Genomic DNA, 16964 nt, shown 5'->3' with positions numbered 1-16964 from the left:
TATACGGTGATCGGCACTGTATCGAACTTCGCGGCCAGTCCACGTTCTATTCATAAGCGAATGCCCGTGCCGTTTCATGACGGCACGAGGTTCATGATGTATGGTACAGCCCTGGTCAGCGGGTAGAGTCACTGCTCGCATGGCATCACATGGGCCTTTCCGAGGATAGCCTTCGTATGTTGCTGGATCGCATTCCCTTTTTCATAGGCTTGCGCTATACGCGGGCCAAGCGGCGCAATCATTTCATATCGTTCATCTCAATGACCTCCATGCTGGGGCTGACGCTCGGCGTTACGGTGCTGATTCTGGTGCTGTCGGTGATGAACGGCTTCGACAACGAGCTTCGTTCCCGCATTCTGGGTATGGTGCCCCACACCAAGGTGCAGCTGCGCGATAGCAGTGTTGGCATCCGGTCGTGGCAGACGCTGGCCGACCAGCTGCGGGCCATGCCGCATGTGCAGGGGGCAGCGCCGTACGTTGAACAGCAGGGCATGTTCACTGCCTACGGCTATAACCAGGGCGCACAGGTGATCGGTATCGACCCAGCCTATGAGTCGCAGGTGTCGATCATCCGCGATCACATGACGGCAGGTTCGCTGGACACGTTGCAGAAAGGGCAGTGGAACGTGGTGCTGGGTGAACTGCTGGCGCGTCAGCTGGGCGTCGGTGTTGGTGATCGCGTCACACTGCTGGTGCCTGAAGCATCGGTAACACCGGGTGGGGTCTTCCCACGCATGCGTGCCTTCACCGTCAGCGGTATCTTTAAGGTTGGGGCGCAGATCGACGGCAACCTCGCCTATGCCAGCCTCGGCGACATGCAGGCGCTGGCGCGTCTCGATGGCCCGCAGGGTATCCGTCTGAAGCTGGATGATCTGTTCATTGCTCACGATTTCTCGACGGCGCTGATGCAGAACCCGCAGTACGCGGCCTACTACGCACTGGACTGGACCTACTCGCAGGGCAACCTGTTCCAAGCCATCCAGATGGAAAAACACCTGATCGGTTTGCTGCTGATGGTGATTGTGGCCGTGGCCGCATTCAATATCGTCTCGACGCTGGTCATGGTGGTCACTGACAAGCATGCGGACATCGCGATTTTGCGTACGCTGGGAGCCACACCGGGCACCATCATGCGTATCTTCATCGTGCAGGGGCTGACCATCGGTGTCGTGGGGATCGTGCTGGGTGTGATCTTCGGCATTGCGCTGGCGTTGTCGGTGTCCGATATCGTCGCGTGGATCCAGAACGTGACCGGCGTACAGTTCCTTGATCCGAAGGTGTACTTCATCAGCTATCTGCCGTCGCGCCTTGAATGGTCAGACGTGGGCGTGGTTGTCTGCGTGGCCTTCGCACTGAGCTTCCTGTCGACCCTGTATCCGGCGTGGCGTGCGTCACGCGTTCAACCTGCTGAGGTGCTGCGCTATGAATGATGTGATGCTTGAATGCCGCGCACTGACGCGTATCTACCGTGAAGGGCCGCAGGACATTACCGTGCTGGACCAGCTTGAGCTACAGGTGCGGGCGGGTGAGCGTGTCGCAGTGGTGGGCAGCTCCGGTTCCGGCAAAACGACGTTACTCAACCTGTTGGGTGGGCTGGATCACCCGACCTCCGGTGAGGTGGTCGTCGATGGTCAGTCGTTGAGTGGCATGGGTGAAGCGGCCATCGGGACGTTCCGCAACAGCCATATTGGGTTCGTCTACCAGTTCCATCATCTGCTGGCCGAGTTCACCGCCTGCGAGAACGTGGCGATTCCGCTGATGATTCGCGGACAGTCGCGCCGTCAGGCCAACGAACGTGCGTTGGCGCTACTCGATCGCGTCGGCATGGCGCATCGCGGCAGCCACAAGCCCGGCGAACTGTCGGGGGGTGAACGCCAGCGTGTCGCAATTGCGCGTGCACTGGTGACCGACCCCAGTTTGGTTCTGATGGATGAACCGACCGGGAACCTCGACCAGCAGACCGCCAGCCATGTACTGGCCCTGCTGGACGATATCGCCCGCAGTAGTCGCTGTGCTTTCGTGATCGTGACCCACGACATGACCGTGGCCTGCCATCAGGACCGCGTACTGCGACTGATCGAAGGGCAGTTGGTGGAAGAAGCGTAATCGGCGGCAGCTAGGCTGTTTCTGCACATGCGGTACCGAAAAGGAGCCTACATCAGGCTCCTTTGTTGTTTTGGCTAAGCTCGTAATGACAGCGGCGAATAATATTCGACAAGGTGCTTGCATAAGCCGAGCGAGGGGAGCCCAATTTTCTGCCTTCTGCCTTCTGCCTTCTGCCTTCTGCCTTCTGCCTTCTGCCTTCTGCCTTCTGCCTTCTGCCTTCTGCCTTCTGCCTTCTGCCTTCTGCCTTCTGCCTTCTGCCTTCTGCCTTCTGCCTTCTGCCTTCTGCCTTCTGCCTTCTGCCTTCTGCCTTCTGCCTTCTGCCTTCTGCCTTCTGCCTTCTGCCTTCTGCCTCTGCCTTCTGCCTTCTGCCTTCTGCCTTCTGCCTTCTGCCTTCTGCCTTCTGCCTTCTGCCTTCTGCCTTCTGCCTTCTGCCTTCTGCCTTCTGCCTTCTGCCTTCTGCCTTCTGCCTTCTGCCTTCTGCCTTCTGCCTTCTGCCTTCTGCCTTCTGCCTTCTGCCTTCTGCCTTCTGCCTTCTGCCTTCTGCCTTCTGCCTTCTGCCTTCTGCCTTCTGCCTTCTGCCTTCTAGCCTTGCTGCGCTTCCTACCCCGGTCGTGAGCCGAGTCACCTCAACGGGGGGCCGCGTCATCCGATGCCCTATAGGAAAGAGGGATGAAGGAATGGAGCCATGAGGTGTCATTTGTCGTTGCGCTGTGTGCGGGTGGTGCTAAGAACAGTGCGGCCGATGTGTCGCCATGTGCCGCTGATGCCGGTGACCTGTGCGACGGCCTGCTGTCTGTGGGTGGCGTTGCTGGGGCCTAAGTGGCTGTGGTGGGGTGCATGGGCCATCATCGTGTTGAACGGTGGTGGCTGGCTGTGGCGACGTAGCGTGCTGGGCTGTTTGGCTACGCTGTGCTGCGTGATCGCTATGCTGCACGGGCATCATGCACGGCAGGCGGTGTTGGCAGACGCGCTCCTGAATCAGCCATTGCGTGTTGAAGGGAAGGTGCTGTCGTTGCATGACCGTGGGGGATTAAGAAGTGCTCTGTTCGGTGTTGAGCAGTGTCATCCGCTGGCCGTAGCAGGGGGCTGTATGCGGTTGGATCGTCTCCAGCTGTCGTTGCCTTCGACGGTGACCGTGGCTGAAGGCGAGCGATGGCAGCTTGCCGTGCGCCTCAGACCCCCGCACGGGCTTGCAAACCCGAGGCAGTGGGACACAGTATGGCGGGTGCGGCGTCAGGGGATCGGGGGTATCGGCAGTGTGCTGCCTCATCCTGCACCTCAGCGCTTGTCGGAAGCGGGATGGCAGCCGGCGGCGTGGCTGCGCCGGCAGATCGAAACCAGCGGCGTTTCCGCGTCGGCGCAGCGGTGGCTGAAAGGCATGATCGTTGGCGATGGCAGCGCATTTGATGACGCGGACTGGCAGCTGTTCAACGATACGGGAACAACGCACCTTGTGGTGGTGTCTGGCTCGCATATCACACTTGCTGTCGGCTTCTGGGCGGCACTGGCACGGTGGGGCATGCGGCGTGTGCGGCCTACCCGTTATCGACGGGCCACAGCACCTCGTGCAGGGGCCGCTCTGGCTGGCATTGGGTATGCCGTGCTGGCGCAAGGCGGGGCACCTGCCGCGCGGGCCTGCGTTGCGCTTCTGCCGTGGGTACTGGCATTCGTGAGCCTCTGGCGGCCTTCGCGTTGGCAGCTGTGGTGGCTGGCGTTGCTGGCCGTGCTGCTGATTATGCCGTGGTCGTTGCTGATGCCCGGTGTGTGGCTTTCCTTTGGTGCGGTTGCGGGATTGTATGTCATGCACCCGCATCGACAGACTGCACCGTCGCTGTGGCGACTGCTTTACTGTCACGGTGCGATCACGCTTCTGATGGAAGGGGCGTTGCTGGTCATGATGGAGCGCTGGGCGCCGCTCGCCTTTCCTGCCAATCTGATCGCTATCCCATGGATATCACTGGTTTTGATGCCGCTCGGCATGAGCGGGGCGCTGTGTGCATGGCCGTGTCCGTCAGTGGCCCATGGCTGCTGGTGGCTGTTCGATCGCCTACTGGCGCCGCTGTGCTCACTGCTTAATAGTGCTGCGCAGTATTGTCCTTCGCGACTCGTTGATCCTGAAGCGGCTACGGCAATCGGAACGGCGATAATGGTAGTCGCGGTGGTAAGCATGTTGCCATGCTGTACGTGGCGCTGGCGCGGCATCCTACTGTTAGGAAGTGCGTTGTTGGCGCTTGGGAGAACGTCGGCTCCACGTCCGGACGAAGGGATGTTCGAGGTGACCGTGCTGGATGTCGGGCAGGGGCAGTTGGTCGAGCTGCGTACGCATCGGCACCGCTATCTGTTCGATACCGGGCCACAGAGCCGTTCGGGGCGGCGCGCCATTGACGAGGTGTGGCCCGCCGCGCAGGCGTTCGATGGCGTCATCGTCAGCCACGGTGATCTGGATCACTCCGGTGGGATACCTGCGCTGCGTCAGTACCATCATGTCGGTCGATGGTGGGCGCCATGGGCGATGCCTGCACTGACCGCTGGTGATGCCTTGCAGGGGCGTCCGCCCGCACTGTCGCTGTGCCGCGCGGGGCAGTCGTGGGTGGTGGATGGCGTGCGCTTTCGCTTTCTGTGGCCGCGTCCCGATCAACCGTTGTCTTCCAGCGAAAACGATCGTTCCTGCGTGCTGCTGGTCGAAGGACAGGTAGGGCGGGCGTTATTCACCGGGGATGCTTCAGCGCAGGTTGAGCAATGGCTATTGAGCGCCTTCGATCAGCCGATAAGCGTGTGGGTTGCAGGCCATCATGGTAGTCACAGCAGCAACTCGCGAGCGCTACTAGTACGTACTCGCCCCGCCGCTATGCTGTACAGCACCGGCTATGCCAACCGCTATCATCATCCCGCGTACCAGACCGTTGAGCGTGTGCGTGAGGTTGGCGCGCAGCAGTGGAATACCGCAGAAACAGGGGCGATTACGGTGCGCTTCCTGCCGGAGGGCAATGTCAGTATCGACACACAGCGCCGTCATCAGACTGTCGTGATCCGAAGGCTTTGAGGTAGACTGCCCCTTCACTTTTGAACATGAAAGCGTGTAAGCGCTGGAGAAAGCATTGAGTACACCTTCCAACTGGACACTGTACCGTCGTCTGCTGACCTACGTATACCGGTATCCTACTGGAATTGCTGCCGCGCTGATTGGCTTCGTCGTCTACGGCGCGTCCAATGCGGCGCTGGCCCGTATGATGGGCTGGCTGGTCGACAGCATTCATAAAGAATCCCTGCAGACATCCATGCGGTTGATGCTGCCGCTAGCGGTCGTCGTCATCTTCGCCGCTCGGGGTCTCGGCTCCTTCATGGGAACGTACGGTATGGAGTACGTGTCGCGCAAGCTGGTCAATACGCTGCGCACCGAGGTCTTCGGCAACATGCTGCGCCTGCCTGCGCGCTATTTCGATCGTCATTCGTCCGGTCATCTGGTATCCCGCGTGACCTACCATGTCGAACAGGTGACCAGTGCGTCCACCAATTCGTTGAAGACGATCTTGGAAGAAGGCTGTCAGGTACTGGCGCTGTTTGGCAGCATGTTGTGGCTGAACTGGCGGTTGACGATGGTCTTCTTGGTCGTGATGCCGTTCATCGCTTTGATTGTCAATTTCGTCAGCAAGCGTTTCCGCGTGCTGTCGAAGCGCATCCAGCATTCCGTTGGTGAAGTCACTCACGTGGCCAGCGAGGTGCTGAACGGCTATCGCGTGGTGCGCACCCACAATGCCGAGAAGCACGAGTACGATCGGTTCGCGCGCGTCAGTGAATACAATCGCGTGCAGAGCATGAAGCAAACGCTGACGAAAGCCATTAGCGCGCCGGTCATTCAGACGCTGGTGGCGCTGGCAATGGCGTTCCTGTTCTGGTTGGCGCTGTCGCCGACGCTGATGAACGGCATGACGTCGGGTGAGTTCGTGAGTTTCATCACGGCCGCTTCGCTGATGTCCAAGCCGGTCAAGTCGCTGACGGAAGTTAACGGCGATATCCAGAAAGGGCTGACGGCGGCGCAGGAAATCTTTGAAATCATCGACCATGACAAGGAACGGGACAGCGGTACTTACGCACCGGACACCGTCAAGGGCGATGTGCGTTTTGACAACGTTGTATTCCGCTATGAGGCGGAAGATACCACGCTGGCACCTGCGCTAGATCACATCAACCTGCATGCTCGCCAAGGTGAAATGGTGGCGCTGGTAGGGCATTCCGGTGGCGGCAAAAGTACGCTGGTCAACATGCTGCCGCGTTTCTACGATCCCACCGAAGGGCAGATTCTGCTGGATGGCGTACCGCTGACCGACTATGCGTTGCATTCGCTGCGTCAGCATATTTCGCTGGTGAATCAGAATGTCATTCTGTTCAACTGCTCAGTGCTGGATAACATAGCCTACGGCGATGAAGCCCCTGACCGTGAACGCGCCATCCGCGCTGCCAAGGCGGCCTATGCCGATGGCTTCATCATGCAGCTGCCAGAAGGCTATGAAACCCCCATCGGTGATAACGGCCTACGTCTGTCCGGTGGGCAGCGCCAGCGTCTGGCGATTGCACGTGCCATCTATCGTGACTCGCCGCTGCTGATTCTCGACGAAGCGACGTCGGCACTCGATACCGAATCCGAACGCTACATCCAGCGAGCGCTGGAAGAGGTCTGCAAAGGGCGCACGACGTTTGTCATTGCGCACCGCCTGTCCACGATCGAAAAGGCCGATCGCATTATCGTGATCGAGCAAGGGCGTGTCGTTGAAGAGGGCACGCATGCCGATTTGCTGGCAAAAGGCGGTGCCTATGCGGCCCTTCATCAGGTGCAGTTCTCGGCACAGCAGTCCGTTGAAGAGACGCCTGCCGTATGAGTCTGAGCCGGTGGCTGGAGCGTGCGTGGTATCGGCGCGGCGGTGGGGCCCTATGGGCGCTGCGCCCGCTGGAATGTCTGTATCGTCGCATTGTCACCCGTCGACTGCAGCAGCGCCGCTATCGACAGCAGACGCCGGTGCCGACCCTCGTGGTCGGCAACCTGAGCGTGGGCGGCACCGGCAAGTCACCGCTGGTGGCATGGCTGGCGCACTACCTGCGCGAACAGGGTTGGCAACCGGGTATTGTCTCGCGTGGCTATGGCGGCAAGGCGGCACACTATCCGCTGCGTGTTACGCCGGACAGCTCGCCCGCCGAAGCGGGAGATGAACCGGTGATGCTAGCGCAGCAGAGTGGCGTGCCGGTGGCCGTAGCGCCTGATCGTCCTGCGGCGGTCGACCTGTTGGTCGCTGAAGGCTGTGATCTCATCATCAGCGACGATGGCTTACAGCACTATGCGTTAGCCCGCGACGTTGAACTGGTGGTGGTTGATGGCACGCGAGGGTTCGGCAATCGACACTGCCTGCCCTGCGGGCCGCTGCGCGAGCCGCTGTCGCGTTTGAATAGCATCGACGCCGTGATGGTCAATGGTGGTGAGGAGGCGCGGGTTCGTCTTCAGCAGGACGGTGATCTGGTGTCGGCCCACAGCTTTTCCATGACACTGGCACCACGCTGTTTGCGCCACCTCCAGACGGGCGAGCGCGCAGCGTGTGATGACGCTCGCTTCCAGCAGGGGGTGCATGCGGTGGCGGGTATCGGTCACCCCGAGCGTTTCTTTACCACGCTGGCCTCACTCGGCATAGTCGCCGAGTCTCATCCTTTTGCCGATCACCACACGTTCACGGCCGATGACCTGCAGTTTAGCGATGAACGCCCCATCGTGATGACGGCCAAGGATGCCGTTAAATGCCAGCCCTTTGCGACGGAACAATGCTGGGCGCTGGACGTTGACGCTGAGCCTTCGGCCGCTTTCGTGCTATTTTTGCAGCAGCGTCTGGCCGAACTGGCCCCTCGATGATCCCTTCCCGCTGACCTTCTCTGGTCGGCCCCGATTTACCCATGAGGAACAGCACAGATGGACAAGGAACTGCTTGCAATGCTGGTTTGCCCAGAATGCCAGGGCACACTGACGTTTGACCGCGAACGCCAGGAACTGGTCTGCCGACAGAGCGGGTTGGCCTATCCGGTACGCGATGGCATTCCTGTGATGCTGGTGGAAGAAGCCCGTCACCTGAGCGTCGAAGAAAAGCTGGGTAAGCCTGCACCTGTTGATCCCGCGGCAACACTGGCCGCCGCTGAGCAAGAGGAACGCGACGCGTGAGCAGTGAGTTCATGGTAGTGATTCCGGCCCGCTATAACTCGTCGCGTCTGCCGGGTAAGCCGCTGGCCGATATCGCCGGAGCGCCGATGGTCGAGCGTGTCTGGCAGCAGGCTAGCGCATCGAACGCCTCGCGGGTCATCATCGCGACCGACGATGAGCGGGTGGAAGCCGCGGCCCGTGGTTTCGGCGCCGAGGTGATCCGTACCTCGCCCGATCATCCCAATGGCACTTCGCGCCTAGCCGAAGTGGTGGCTCAGCTGTCGCTGTCGCCGGACACCTGCATCGTCAATGTGCAAGGCGACGAGCCACTGCTGCCGCCTGCGTTGATCAATCAGGTGGCTGAAGCGTTGATCGCACGTCCTGCCGTCGCGATTGCGACGCTGGCCGAGCCTATCGACGATATCGAGACACTTGCGCGTGCCAGTGTGGTCAAAGTGGTACGCGACCATCAGGAACAGGCGCTGTATTTTTCGCGCGCCCCGATTGCGTGGCCTCGCGACAGTTTTACTGCAGACGTGTTCACCCGTCCGCAGGGAGCGCTGCCCGCTACGGAAGTGCCGTGGCTGCGGCATATTGGACTGTACGCTTATCGCGCTTCGTTCCTGACCGACTATGCAGCGCTGTCCGTGTCGCCGCTGGAAATGATCGAGCAGCTTGAGCAGCTGCGCGCGCTGTACCACGGCTATGCCATTCACGTGGGGTTGTCACCTGTGGCCTATCCGGCCGGGGTCGACACCCAAGAAGATCTTGAACGAGTGCGTCAGGCCTGGGCTGCTCGTTCCGTTGCCGAATAGCTTTTACTGAATAGCCTTGAACGTCTGGAATGCCTTATGAAAACGCATAAAATCGCCGTCCTTTTCGTCTGCCTCGGAAACATCTGCCGCTCACCAACGGCGGAGGGTATCTTTCGACGCAAGGTCAAGGAGGCGGGGCTGGATGACGCGATACTGATCGACTCCTGCGGTACGGGCAGTTGGCACATTGGCAACCCGCCTGACGAACGTGCGATTGCCTACGCCGCAACGCAAGGGATCGACCTGTCAGGGTTGCGGGCACGTAAGTTGTCGGGAGCCGATTACAGCCGCTTCGACTATGTCATCGCCATGGACATGCGCAACCTCAAGACCATCAAGGCCCGAGTCCCCAAGAACGCGACAGCACGCATTTCGCTGCTACTTGATTTCGACCCGCATTCACCGACCCGTGAAGTGCCTGATCCTTACTACGGTGGGGAAGAAGGTTTTCGCCGCGTCTATACGCTGGTCAACAAAGCGTGTGATCGGCTGCTGGACGATATTCGCAAACGCCTGGAGGGCACTGCATGACGCTGATCCGCGCCAATGTCTCGCTGACGGAGCACAATACGCTGGGCTTCGTGTCTGAAGCGGAATGGTTCGCCGCTCCCACCACGGTCGACGAGTGCAATGCCGTGCTGGCCGAAGCGCAGCAGCGGTCGCTCTCCATCACCGTGCTGGGCGGTGGCAGCAACGTTATCTTGGCCCCTTTTGTGCCGGGGCTGGTGATCGTGCCGTCAATGACGGAAGTACGCTACGACGAAGGTTCGCAGGATACCGTGTGTGTCTACGCTGAGGCGGGTGTTGATTGGCCTGCGCTGGTGGTCGAGACGGCTGAGCGTGGACTGTGGGGGATCGAGAACCTCGCGCTGATTCCGGGGCGTTGTGGTGCGGCTCCGGTCCAAAACATCGGTGCCTACGGCGTTGAACTGGCTGACGTCATTGATGCTATCCATGTGCTTCATTTCGACGGTACTGAAACCGTGATTCCGGCACATGAAGCGGCTTTCGGCTATCGTGACAGTATCTTCAAGCATGCATTGGCGGGTCGCTGTCTGATTACGGCGATCGAACTGATCGTGCACCGTCAGGCCGAACCCAAGCTCGGGTACGGTGATCTGGCTGCGCGCGTGACGTTGCCGTGCACGCCGGCTGAGGTTGCGGCGGCCGTCAGCGCTGTGCGGCGTGAAAAACTGCCTGACCCGCGCGAGCTGGGCAATGCGGGAAGCTTCTTCAAGAACCCCGTGATTGCACGTACGCACGCTGAGCGCCTGTTGGAGCAGCATGCATCAATGCCGCATTTCACGGTTAGTGATGCCGAAGTGAAGGTGCCAGCAGCATGGCTGATCGATCAGTGCGGTTTCAAAGGGTGCACGTACGGTGCGGTGGGCGTTCACGACCGCCAGGCGCTGGTGCTGGTCAATCGTGGCGGTGGTGATGCCGCAGCACTGATGGCGCTGGCCGAACGTATCCAGCAGCAGGTCGAAGCGCGCTTCGGCATTGCACTGGAACCGGAACCTCGCCGGATTGGGTAAAGAGCGGGGGGCAGTGGCACCCTTAGCGCGAGCGAGAGCACGGATGAATTAGGTGATGACAGTGCGTGGATGTTTCGCGCTGCACTCCCGTTTCGTGATAATCTTTACCGACAGCATCCTTTTGATGTGAATCTCTATCTTCTCATGGCTTTCTCGTTCGATACCCACCATGCAGCGTGCGCTATCGTGATGAGAAAGCGATGTTTTTTGAATGCGTTGCAACGCACGGAATCACTTTATGACGGCTGAGTCAGGTCCGACTTCTCTGGACTTCATTCGAAACTTCTCCATCATCGCCCACATCGACCACGGTAAATCCACGCTGGCTGACCGTATCATCCAGCTGTGTGGGGGCCTCTCCGATCGTGAGCTCAAGGAGCAGGTGCTTGATTCGATGGATATCGAGCGCGAGCGCGGTATCACGATCAAGGCCCAGTCCGTCACGCTGAACTACACGGCGCAGGACGGTAACACCTATCAGCTCAACTTCATCGACACGCCGGGACACGTCGACTTCTCGTACGAGGTGTCGCGCTCGCTGTACGCCTGTGAAGGGGCGCTGCTGGTGGTGGATGCCGCACAGGGTGTCGAAGCCCAGTCGGTTGCGAACTGCTATACCGCCATTGAGCAAGGGCTCGAAGTCCTGCCTGTACTGAACAAGATGGATCTGCCGCAGGCCGATCCGGCTAAAGTGGGTCAGGAAATCGAAGAGATCATCGGCCTTGATGCGACCGATGCCTGCCAGGTTTCCGCGAAGAGCGGTCTCGGTATGGAAGCGCTGCTCGAGCGTTTGGTGCGTGATATTCCTCCGCCCAAAGGCGATCGCGATGCCGATCTGCAAGCGCTGATTATCGACTCTTGGTTCGACAACTATCTGGGCGTCGTCTCTTTGGTGCGCGTGTTCGACGGTACGCTGCGCAAGGGCGACCGCATCATGATGAAATCGACCGGACGCCACTGGGATGTTACGGCGATCGGTATCTTCACGCCGAAACGCACTGAAACCGACATTCTGCGTGCGGGCGAAGTGGGTTTCGTCGTCGCCGGTATCAAAGATATCCACGGTGCGCCGGTCGGCGATACGATCACGCATGCCAGCACACGGAGCGTCGAGCGCCTGCCGGGCTTCCAGAAAGTCCAGCCGCAGGTCTATGCGGGGATGTTCCCCCTTGGCTCTGATGATTACGAAGACTTTCGCGATGCGCTGGCGAAGCTGGCGCTCAACGATGCCTCGCTCGAGTACGTGCCGGAAAACTCCGATGCACTGGGCTTCGGCTTCCGCGTCGGCTTCCTCGGAACGCTCCACATGGAGATCGTTCAGGAGCGTCTGGAGCGTGAATACAACCTCGACCTGTTGACCACGGCGCCGACCGTGAATTATGAATTGGCGCTCAACAGCGGCGAAATCGAATATATCTCCAACCCTTCGAAGCTGCCCGACATGGCGCGCGTCGATGAAATGCGTGAGCCGATCGTGCGTGCCACTATTCTGGTGCCGCAGGAATATGTCGGTAACGTCATCACTGAATGCGTCAACCGTCGCGGTGTGCAGCTCGACATGCAGGTGCTGGGTCAGCAGATGCAGCTGGTCTACCACATGCCGATGAGCGAAGTGGTCATGGACTTCTTCGACCGCCTGAAGTCGATCAGTAAGGGCTACGCCTCGCTGGACTACAGCTTCGAACATTTCGAAGCGGCCAAGTTGGTGCGCCTCGACGTGCTGATCAACGGCGAACGCGTCGACGCGTTGGCCATCATCATTCACCGCGACCATGCGCATTCTCGCGGCCGTATCCTCGTCGAGAAGATGAAGGAAGTCATTCCGCGTCAGATGTTCGACGTGGCGATTCAGGCAGCTATCGGTGGGCAGGTCGTTGCACGTGCTACCGTTAAAGCGCTGCGCAAAAACGTTACGGCGAAGTGTTACGGTGGCGACGTCTCGCGTAAGAAGAAACTGCTTCAGAAACAGAAGGAAGGTAAGAAGCGCATGAAGCAGGTCGGACGCGTCGAGATTCCACAGGATGCTTTCTTGGCCGTACTCAAGACCAGCGAGTGACAGAGGTCGCTGGCGAGTGCCGCCGATCACGAATGGATGATCTCATACAATGGATTTGACTCTGATACTGGTGCTGGTCCTGCTGCTTTCGGCCATCGTCTGGGGACTGGATCGTTTCGTACTGCGCCGCCGCCGTAAGGCGCGCGGTGAAGACCCGTCTGCACCGCAGCCGTGGTATATCGACCTGCCGCGCTCGCTGTTTCCGGTGTTGTTTGTCGTCGTGGCGATTCGTTCGTTCGTGGTCGAACCGTTCCAGATTCCGTCCGGTTCAATGCTGCCGACGCTGAAGATCGGCGACTTCATTGCCGTCAACAAGTTTGCCTATGGACTGCGTTTGCCGGTGTTGAACACCAAGATTCTGCCGGTGGGCATGCCGCAGCGCGGCGATGTGATCGTCTTCCGCTATCCGGTCGATCCGTCCCAGCACTTTATCAAGCGCGTGATCGGCGTGCCGGGTGATCGTATCCACTACGAGAACCGCACGTTGACCATCAACGGTCAGGAAGTGCCCAAAACACTGGTGGCCGCACAGGCACCGGATGATCCCTACAACCAGCTGTGGCACGAAACGCTGGGCGGCGTTGAGCACGATCTGTACGTCAACCCGACAGCCCGTTTCCGTGATGGCGAGCTTGAAACCAAGATTCAGGGCCCGTGGGACATCGTCGTGCCGGAAGGCCGCTATTTCGCGATGGGCGACAACCGCGACAACTCTCAGGACAGCCGTTTCTGGGGGTTCGTACCGGAAGAGAATATCGTGGGGCGCACCTTCGCCGTCTGGATGCACTGGAGCGGCGGCCTGCCTGACTTTTCGGCTGTCCGCGGCGTTCACTGAGTCGACAGCGACCGGTTGAACGCTCGGTAGCGATGGGAATGGCGCTCGCATCACACAAGTGAAGAGATAGGGGCTGTGATGCGTCGCAACATGCGCCATACTGAGTGCATAACGCTAGCAGGCAGCGCCTTGTTTACGACATGCATGTGCAGGAACAGAGGCGATAGCGTCGCCTCGCTCATGCCTCAGCAAAGATGAAAGACTCGTGAGCCAATCTCTGGATAAAGTCAGCCAGCGTCTTGGATACACCTTCAAGACCATTGCCCACCTTGAGCTGGCACTGACACACCGCAGTGTGGGCAGCAAGAATAATGAACGCCTCGAATTTCTCGGGGATTCCATCGTCAACTTCGTCATCGGTGAAGCGCTGTTCCGCAAGTTCCCGAGTGCTCGGGAAGGGCAGCTGTCGCGCCTGCGTGCACGTCTGGTTAAGGGCAAGACCCTGGCCGAGGTCGCGCGCGAGTTCGATCTGGGCGAATATCTGCGCCTGGGTGCCGGTGAAATGAAGAGCGGCGGTCATCGCCGTGAATCGATCCTGGCAGACGCGATGGAAGCCGTAATCGGGGCGATCTACCTTGATGGCGGTATGGATGCCGTTCGTCCCTGCATTCTACGCTGGTACCAGACACGTCTGGACGGGCTGGATCTGCAGGACACACTGAAAGACCCCAAGACACGTTTGCAGGAAGCACTGCAAGCGCGCCAATGGTCGCTTCCCCAATATGCTGTCGTCAACGTAGACGGGGATGCGCACGATCAGACCTTTACGGTCACCTGCTATATCGATGCGCTGGATCTCACGGCCAAGGGCCGTGGCAGCAGTCGACGCTACGCCGAGCAGCACGCAGCCGAGCAGGCCCTTACCATGCTTGACGCAAAGATCCGGAGCTGAATCACACATGCACGACCATGATGTCTCATCATCGATGAACATGGATAACACACTGCACTGCGGTTTCGTCGCTATCGTCGGCCGCCCGAACGTGGGCAAGTCGACGCTGATGAACCGTATCCTCGGTCAGAAGATTTCGATCACCTCGCGTCGTCCTCAGACCACGCGCCATCAGGTGATGGGGGTCAAGACCGAAGGCGGCGTGCAGGCGGTCTACGTCGACACGCCTGGGATGCATGTAATGAAGAAAGATCGCAATCGCGCGATCAACCAGTTCATGAACCAGGCCGCTACGCAGGCACTGCGTGACGTTGATGCGGTCGTCTTCATCGTTGACCGCATGCGTTGGACGGAAGAGGACGACATCGTGCTTTCCCGCCTTGAGCATGTGAAGGCGCCTGTCATTCTGGCCGTTAACAAGGTCGACTGGGTAGAAGACAAGGCGTCTCTGCTACCGGCATTGGAAGAACTGGCCAAGAAGCGTGATTTCGCTGCGATCCTGCCGATCTCTGCCCGTCTGGGCACCGGGGTCGAAGCGCTCGAACGTCAGATTGCGAGTTTCCTTCCGGAGGGGCCGTACTACTTCCCCGAAGATCAGATCACCGACCGCAGCCAGCGTTTTATGGCGTCCGAACTGGTTCGAGAGAAAGTCATGCGCCAGTTGGGCGATGAACTGCCTTACCGCCTGACCGTTGAAATTGAACGCTTCCAAGAAAAGGTCTCGACGCGTACCGGTGATCCGGTCGTGCACATTGACGCACTGTTGCTGGTCGAACGTGAAGGTCAGAAGAAGATTCTGATCGGCGAGCAGGGCAGTCGCCTGAAGCGTATCGGTCAGGAAGCGCGCATCGATATGGAGCGCCTGTTCGATAGTAAGGTCATGCTGCGTCTGTGGGTTAAGGTCAAGCGTGGCTGGTCGGACGACGAGCGCGCGCTGAAAAGCTTGGGCTACGATCTCGACTGATCCCTTCTGGCGTGAAGACGGGCAGCCTGCAGGGATAGTTCTATCTTGGCAGGCTGCCCGTCAGAGGCTTCGGACATGCAACCGCAACCTGCCTATTTGCTGCATCGGCGTCCCTATCGCGAAACCAGTGCGCTGGTGGATCTGCTGACGCTTGATCATGGCCTTGTGCGCGCCGTGGCTCGGGGCGTACAGCGGCCACGCGGCCGTGCGCGGGGCATCTTGCAGCCTTTTATGCCGTTACAGGTGACATGGTCGGGGCGGCGAGAGCTGAAGACGCTCAATATGATCGAAGCCTCAGGCTCGCCGACCCTGCTGGCCGGTGAAGGCGTGATCTGCGCACTGTATGCCCATGAAATTATGGTGCGCTGCCTGCCGCGAGAGCTTCCCGTCGAACGCATCTTTGTCCATTATGGTGGTCTCTTGCCCGCGCTGACGCGTCCCGCCGAACGTGCGGCGGCGCTAAGACGCTTCGAGATCACTCTGCTGACCGAGCTGGATGCCGAACCGGTCTTTCTGACCGAAACTGAGCAGCCGCTCGATCCCCACTGCCACTATGTCTATCTGTCTCACGCTCGTCGTTTTCGTGCCGTGGCGGAAGGGCAGAAGGGGTGTGAGGGAAGAACACTCAATCTGCTGGCGCACGGTGACTGGGAGGCGGCAGGGCTGGCCAGTGTCGCCAAGTGGTTGACCCGAGCGGCATTATCGCCGTTACTGGGTGAGACACCCTTGCGCTCCCGTATGCTGATGCAACAGTTGTACACTCAACGGCAGCAGAGCAAGGCTGCCGCTGACTGACTATTTCATGCTTCTTTTCAAGGAGAATCGGAATGACTACACCGCTGCGCATTCAACTGGGTATTGATATCGACCCGATCCTGCCGCTCGGTCGTACCGGTGCGGGTGAAGCGACACTGTCCTGGCGCCGTGCGCTGGTCGGTACCTGCATCGACGCGCTCGATAACGGCGCCGACTTCATCAGTATCACGCACTCCACGCGCGGCCATGCGGCCGAAGCGCTGGCAATGCTGACCCCGATGCTGGGCAACCGTCTTGAGCTGCGTATCAACGCCGCTGATGGCGTACAGAACCTGCCGCACGGTCGCATCGAACGTCTGTGTTTGCCACTGTGCGCACTGGACAGTCCGCAGGCAGGCGAACGCCTGAAAGCGCGCGTCAACGAGCTGTTCATCGCTGTGTCGCCGACCATGTCGACTATCGAGCAGGCTTATCGCTCGGGTGCTGACGGTGTCCTGATCGACAGCCGTCCGTTTGCTTATGCCGAAGGCGACGAACGCGAACTGGCCTACGAAGCACTGGCCAATGCAATCGACTTCGCTTGCGAACGCGAACTGACGGTTCACGTTCATGGCGGTCTGGCAAGTCGCAGTGCCGAAGCCGCTGCTGCCATCGGTGGCGTCAGTGCTGCTGTTGTCGGTGCATCTTTGCTGTCCCGTGCGCTGCACTTCGGCATCGCAGATGCTACCAGCAGCCTGAAGAAAACCATCGTTGACGCGCAGAACGCCGGCCTGATGGACGCCGCTCTGTTCGGTCACGGCTGCGAATGCGATCACAGCGAGCACGAATGA

Annotated in this window: 16 protein-coding genes; 15 read left to right on the top strand and 1 reads right to left on the bottom strand. The window is 59.7% G+C overall.

What is annotated here, in order from left to right:
* The first annotated feature begins 179 nt into the window (after positions 1–179).
* Entirely contained in the window at positions 180–1430 is a 1251-nt protein-coding gene (locus ACMHYW_RS09560; RefSeq protein WP_414501493.1) for a lipoprotein-releasing ABC transporter permease subunit, read from the top strand.
* The gene (locus tag ACMHYW_RS09555; RefSeq protein WP_414499734.1) at positions 1423–2106 is read left to right on the top strand and encodes an ABC transporter ATP-binding protein; all 684 of its coding nucleotides are present in this window, start codon (positions 1423–1425) and stop codon (positions 2104–2106) included. Before ACMHYW_RS09560 ends, ACMHYW_RS09555 begins: the two co-directional genes overlap by 8 nt.
* Positions 2107–2158: 52 nt before the next feature.
* Here the strand turns inward: ACMHYW_RS09555 and ACMHYW_RS09550 are convergent, their stop codons facing one another.
* Positions 2159–2752 (bottom strand): hypothetical protein, encoded by a 594-nt coding sequence (locus tag ACMHYW_RS09550; protein ID WP_414499733.1) that lies wholly within the window; start codon positions 2750–2752, stop codon positions 2159–2161.
* A gap of 39 nt (positions 2753–2791) precedes the next feature.
* On the opposite strand from ACMHYW_RS09550, the gene ACMHYW_RS09545 reads away from it, so the two are divergent.
* The 13 genes from ACMHYW_RS09545 (at position 2792) to ACMHYW_RS09485 (ending at position 16964) form a co-directional block, all read left to right on the top strand.
* A complete protein-coding gene (locus ACMHYW_RS09545) occupies positions 2792–5149 on the top strand; it encodes a DNA internalization-related competence protein ComEC/Rec2 (protein ID WP_414499732.1) in 2358 nt (785 codons plus the stop codon).
* 55 nt (positions 5150–5204) lie between these two features.
* Entirely contained in the window at positions 5205–6983 is a 1779-nt protein-coding gene (gene msbA, locus ACMHYW_RS09540; RefSeq protein WP_414499731.1) for a lipid A export permease/ATP-binding protein MsbA, read from the top strand.
* Positions 6980–7999 carry a tetraacyldisaccharide 4'-kinase gene (gene lpxK / locus ACMHYW_RS09535; RefSeq protein ID WP_414499730.1) on the top strand — a complete coding sequence of 340 codons (1020 nt, stop codon included), beginning with the start codon at positions 6980–6982 and terminating at the stop codon, positions 7997–7999. Before msbA ends, lpxK begins: the two co-directional genes overlap by 4 nt.
* Positions 8000–8056: 57 nt before the next feature.
* Entirely contained in the window at positions 8057–8302 is a 246-nt protein-coding gene (locus tag ACMHYW_RS09530) for a Trm112 family protein (protein ID WP_051523800.1), read from the top strand.
* A gap of 11 nt (positions 8303–8313) precedes the next feature.
* Positions 8314–9096, top strand: coding sequence for a 3-deoxy-manno-octulosonate cytidylyltransferase (gene kdsB, locus ACMHYW_RS09525; protein ID WP_414501492.1), 783 nt, complete (start codon positions 8314–8316; stop codon positions 9094–9096).
* A gap of 36 nt (positions 9097–9132) precedes the next feature.
* A complete protein-coding gene (locus ACMHYW_RS09520; RefSeq protein WP_414499729.1) occupies positions 9133–9627 on the top strand; it encodes a low molecular weight protein-tyrosine-phosphatase in 495 nt (164 codons plus the stop codon).
* On the top strand, positions 9624–10631 hold the full coding sequence (gene murB, locus ACMHYW_RS09515) for a UDP-N-acetylmuramate dehydrogenase (protein ID WP_414499728.1): 1008 nt from the start codon (positions 9624–9626) through the stop codon (positions 10629–10631). Before ACMHYW_RS09520 ends, murB begins: the two co-directional genes overlap by 4 nt.
* Before the next feature lie 238 nt (positions 10632–10869).
* Positions 10870–12687, top strand: a complete 1818-nt coding sequence (lepA, locus tag ACMHYW_RS09510; protein WP_414499727.1) for a translation elongation factor 4 — start codon at positions 10870–10872, stop codon at positions 12685–12687.
* A 49-nt stretch (positions 12688–12736) separates the two neighbouring features.
* Complete coding sequence (gene lepB / locus ACMHYW_RS09505) at positions 12737–13522, top strand: signal peptidase I (protein ID WP_414499726.1); 786 nt, start codon at positions 12737–12739, stop codon at positions 13520–13522.
* Between the two features lie 205 nt (positions 13523–13727).
* Complete coding sequence (rnc, locus tag ACMHYW_RS09500; RefSeq protein ID WP_027705163.1) at positions 13728–14414, top strand: ribonuclease III; 687 nt, start codon at positions 13728–13730, stop codon at positions 14412–14414.
* A gap of 7 nt (positions 14415–14421) precedes the next feature.
* On the top strand, positions 14422–15378 hold the full coding sequence (era, locus tag ACMHYW_RS09495) for a GTPase Era (RefSeq protein WP_414499725.1): 957 nt from the start codon (positions 14422–14424) through the stop codon (positions 15376–15378).
* Between the two features lie 75 nt (positions 15379–15453).
* Entirely contained in the window at positions 15454–16173 is a 720-nt protein-coding gene (gene recO, locus ACMHYW_RS09490; RefSeq protein ID WP_414499724.1) for a DNA repair protein RecO, read from the top strand.
* Between the two features lie 32 nt (positions 16174–16205).
* Positions 16206–16964: a pyridoxine 5'-phosphate synthase gene (locus tag ACMHYW_RS09485; RefSeq protein ID WP_027705166.1), complete on the top strand. Its 759-nt coding sequence runs from the start codon at positions 16206–16208 to the stop codon at positions 16962–16964.

This window comes from Zymobacter sp. IVIA_12111.31 C1, from assembly GCF_047495495.1.
Taxonomy (GTDB): domain Bacteria; phylum Pseudomonadota; class Gammaproteobacteria; order Pseudomonadales; family Halomonadaceae; genus Zymobacter.
Note: the sequence above shows the minus strand (reverse complement) of the source record. Positions and strands in the feature narration are given on the sequence as shown.

Bases quoted from the DNA above. Each gene is read 5' to 3' on its own strand.
- ACMHYW_RS09555 (WP_414499734.1), top strand. From the start codon at position 1,423: ATGAATGATGTGATGCTTGAATGCCGCGCACTGACGCGTATCTACCGT.
- ACMHYW_RS09550 (WP_414499733.1), bottom strand. From the start codon at position 2,752: ATGACGCGGCCCCCCGTTGAGGTGACTCGGCTCACGACCGGGGTAGGA.
- ACMHYW_RS09545 (WP_414499732.1), top strand. From the start codon at position 2,792: ATGAGGTGTCATTTGTCGTTGCGCTGTGTGCGGGTGGTGCTAAGAACA.
- lpxK (WP_414499730.1), top strand. From the start codon at position 6,980: ATGAGTCTGAGCCGGTGGCTGGAGCGTGCGTGGTATCGGCGCGGCGGT.
- ACMHYW_RS09530 (WP_051523800.1), top strand. From the start codon at position 8,057: ATGGACAAGGAACTGCTTGCAATGCTGGTTTGCCCAGAATGCCAGGGC.
- kdsB (WP_414501492.1), top strand. From the start codon at position 8,314: ATGGTAGTGATTCCGGCCCGCTATAACTCGTCGCGTCTGCCGGGTAAG.
- ACMHYW_RS09520 (WP_414499729.1), top strand. From the start codon at position 9,133: ATGAAAACGCATAAAATCGCCGTCCTTTTCGTCTGCCTCGGAAACATC.
- murB (WP_414499728.1), top strand. From the start codon at position 9,624: ATGACGCTGATCCGCGCCAATGTCTCGCTGACGGAGCACAATACGCTG.
- lepA (WP_414499727.1), top strand. From the start codon at position 10,870: ATGACGGCTGAGTCAGGTCCGACTTCTCTGGACTTCATTCGAAACTTC.
- lepB (WP_414499726.1), top strand. From the start codon at position 12,737: ATGGATTTGACTCTGATACTGGTGCTGGTCCTGCTGCTTTCGGCCATC.
- era (WP_414499725.1), top strand. From the start codon at position 14,422: ATGCACGACCATGATGTCTCATCATCGATGAACATGGATAACACACTG.
- recO (WP_414499724.1), top strand. From the start codon at position 15,454: ATGCAACCGCAACCTGCCTATTTGCTGCATCGGCGTCCCTATCGCGAA.
- ACMHYW_RS09485 (WP_027705166.1), top strand. From the start codon at position 16,206: ATGACTACACCGCTGCGCATTCAACTGGGTATTGATATCGACCCGATC.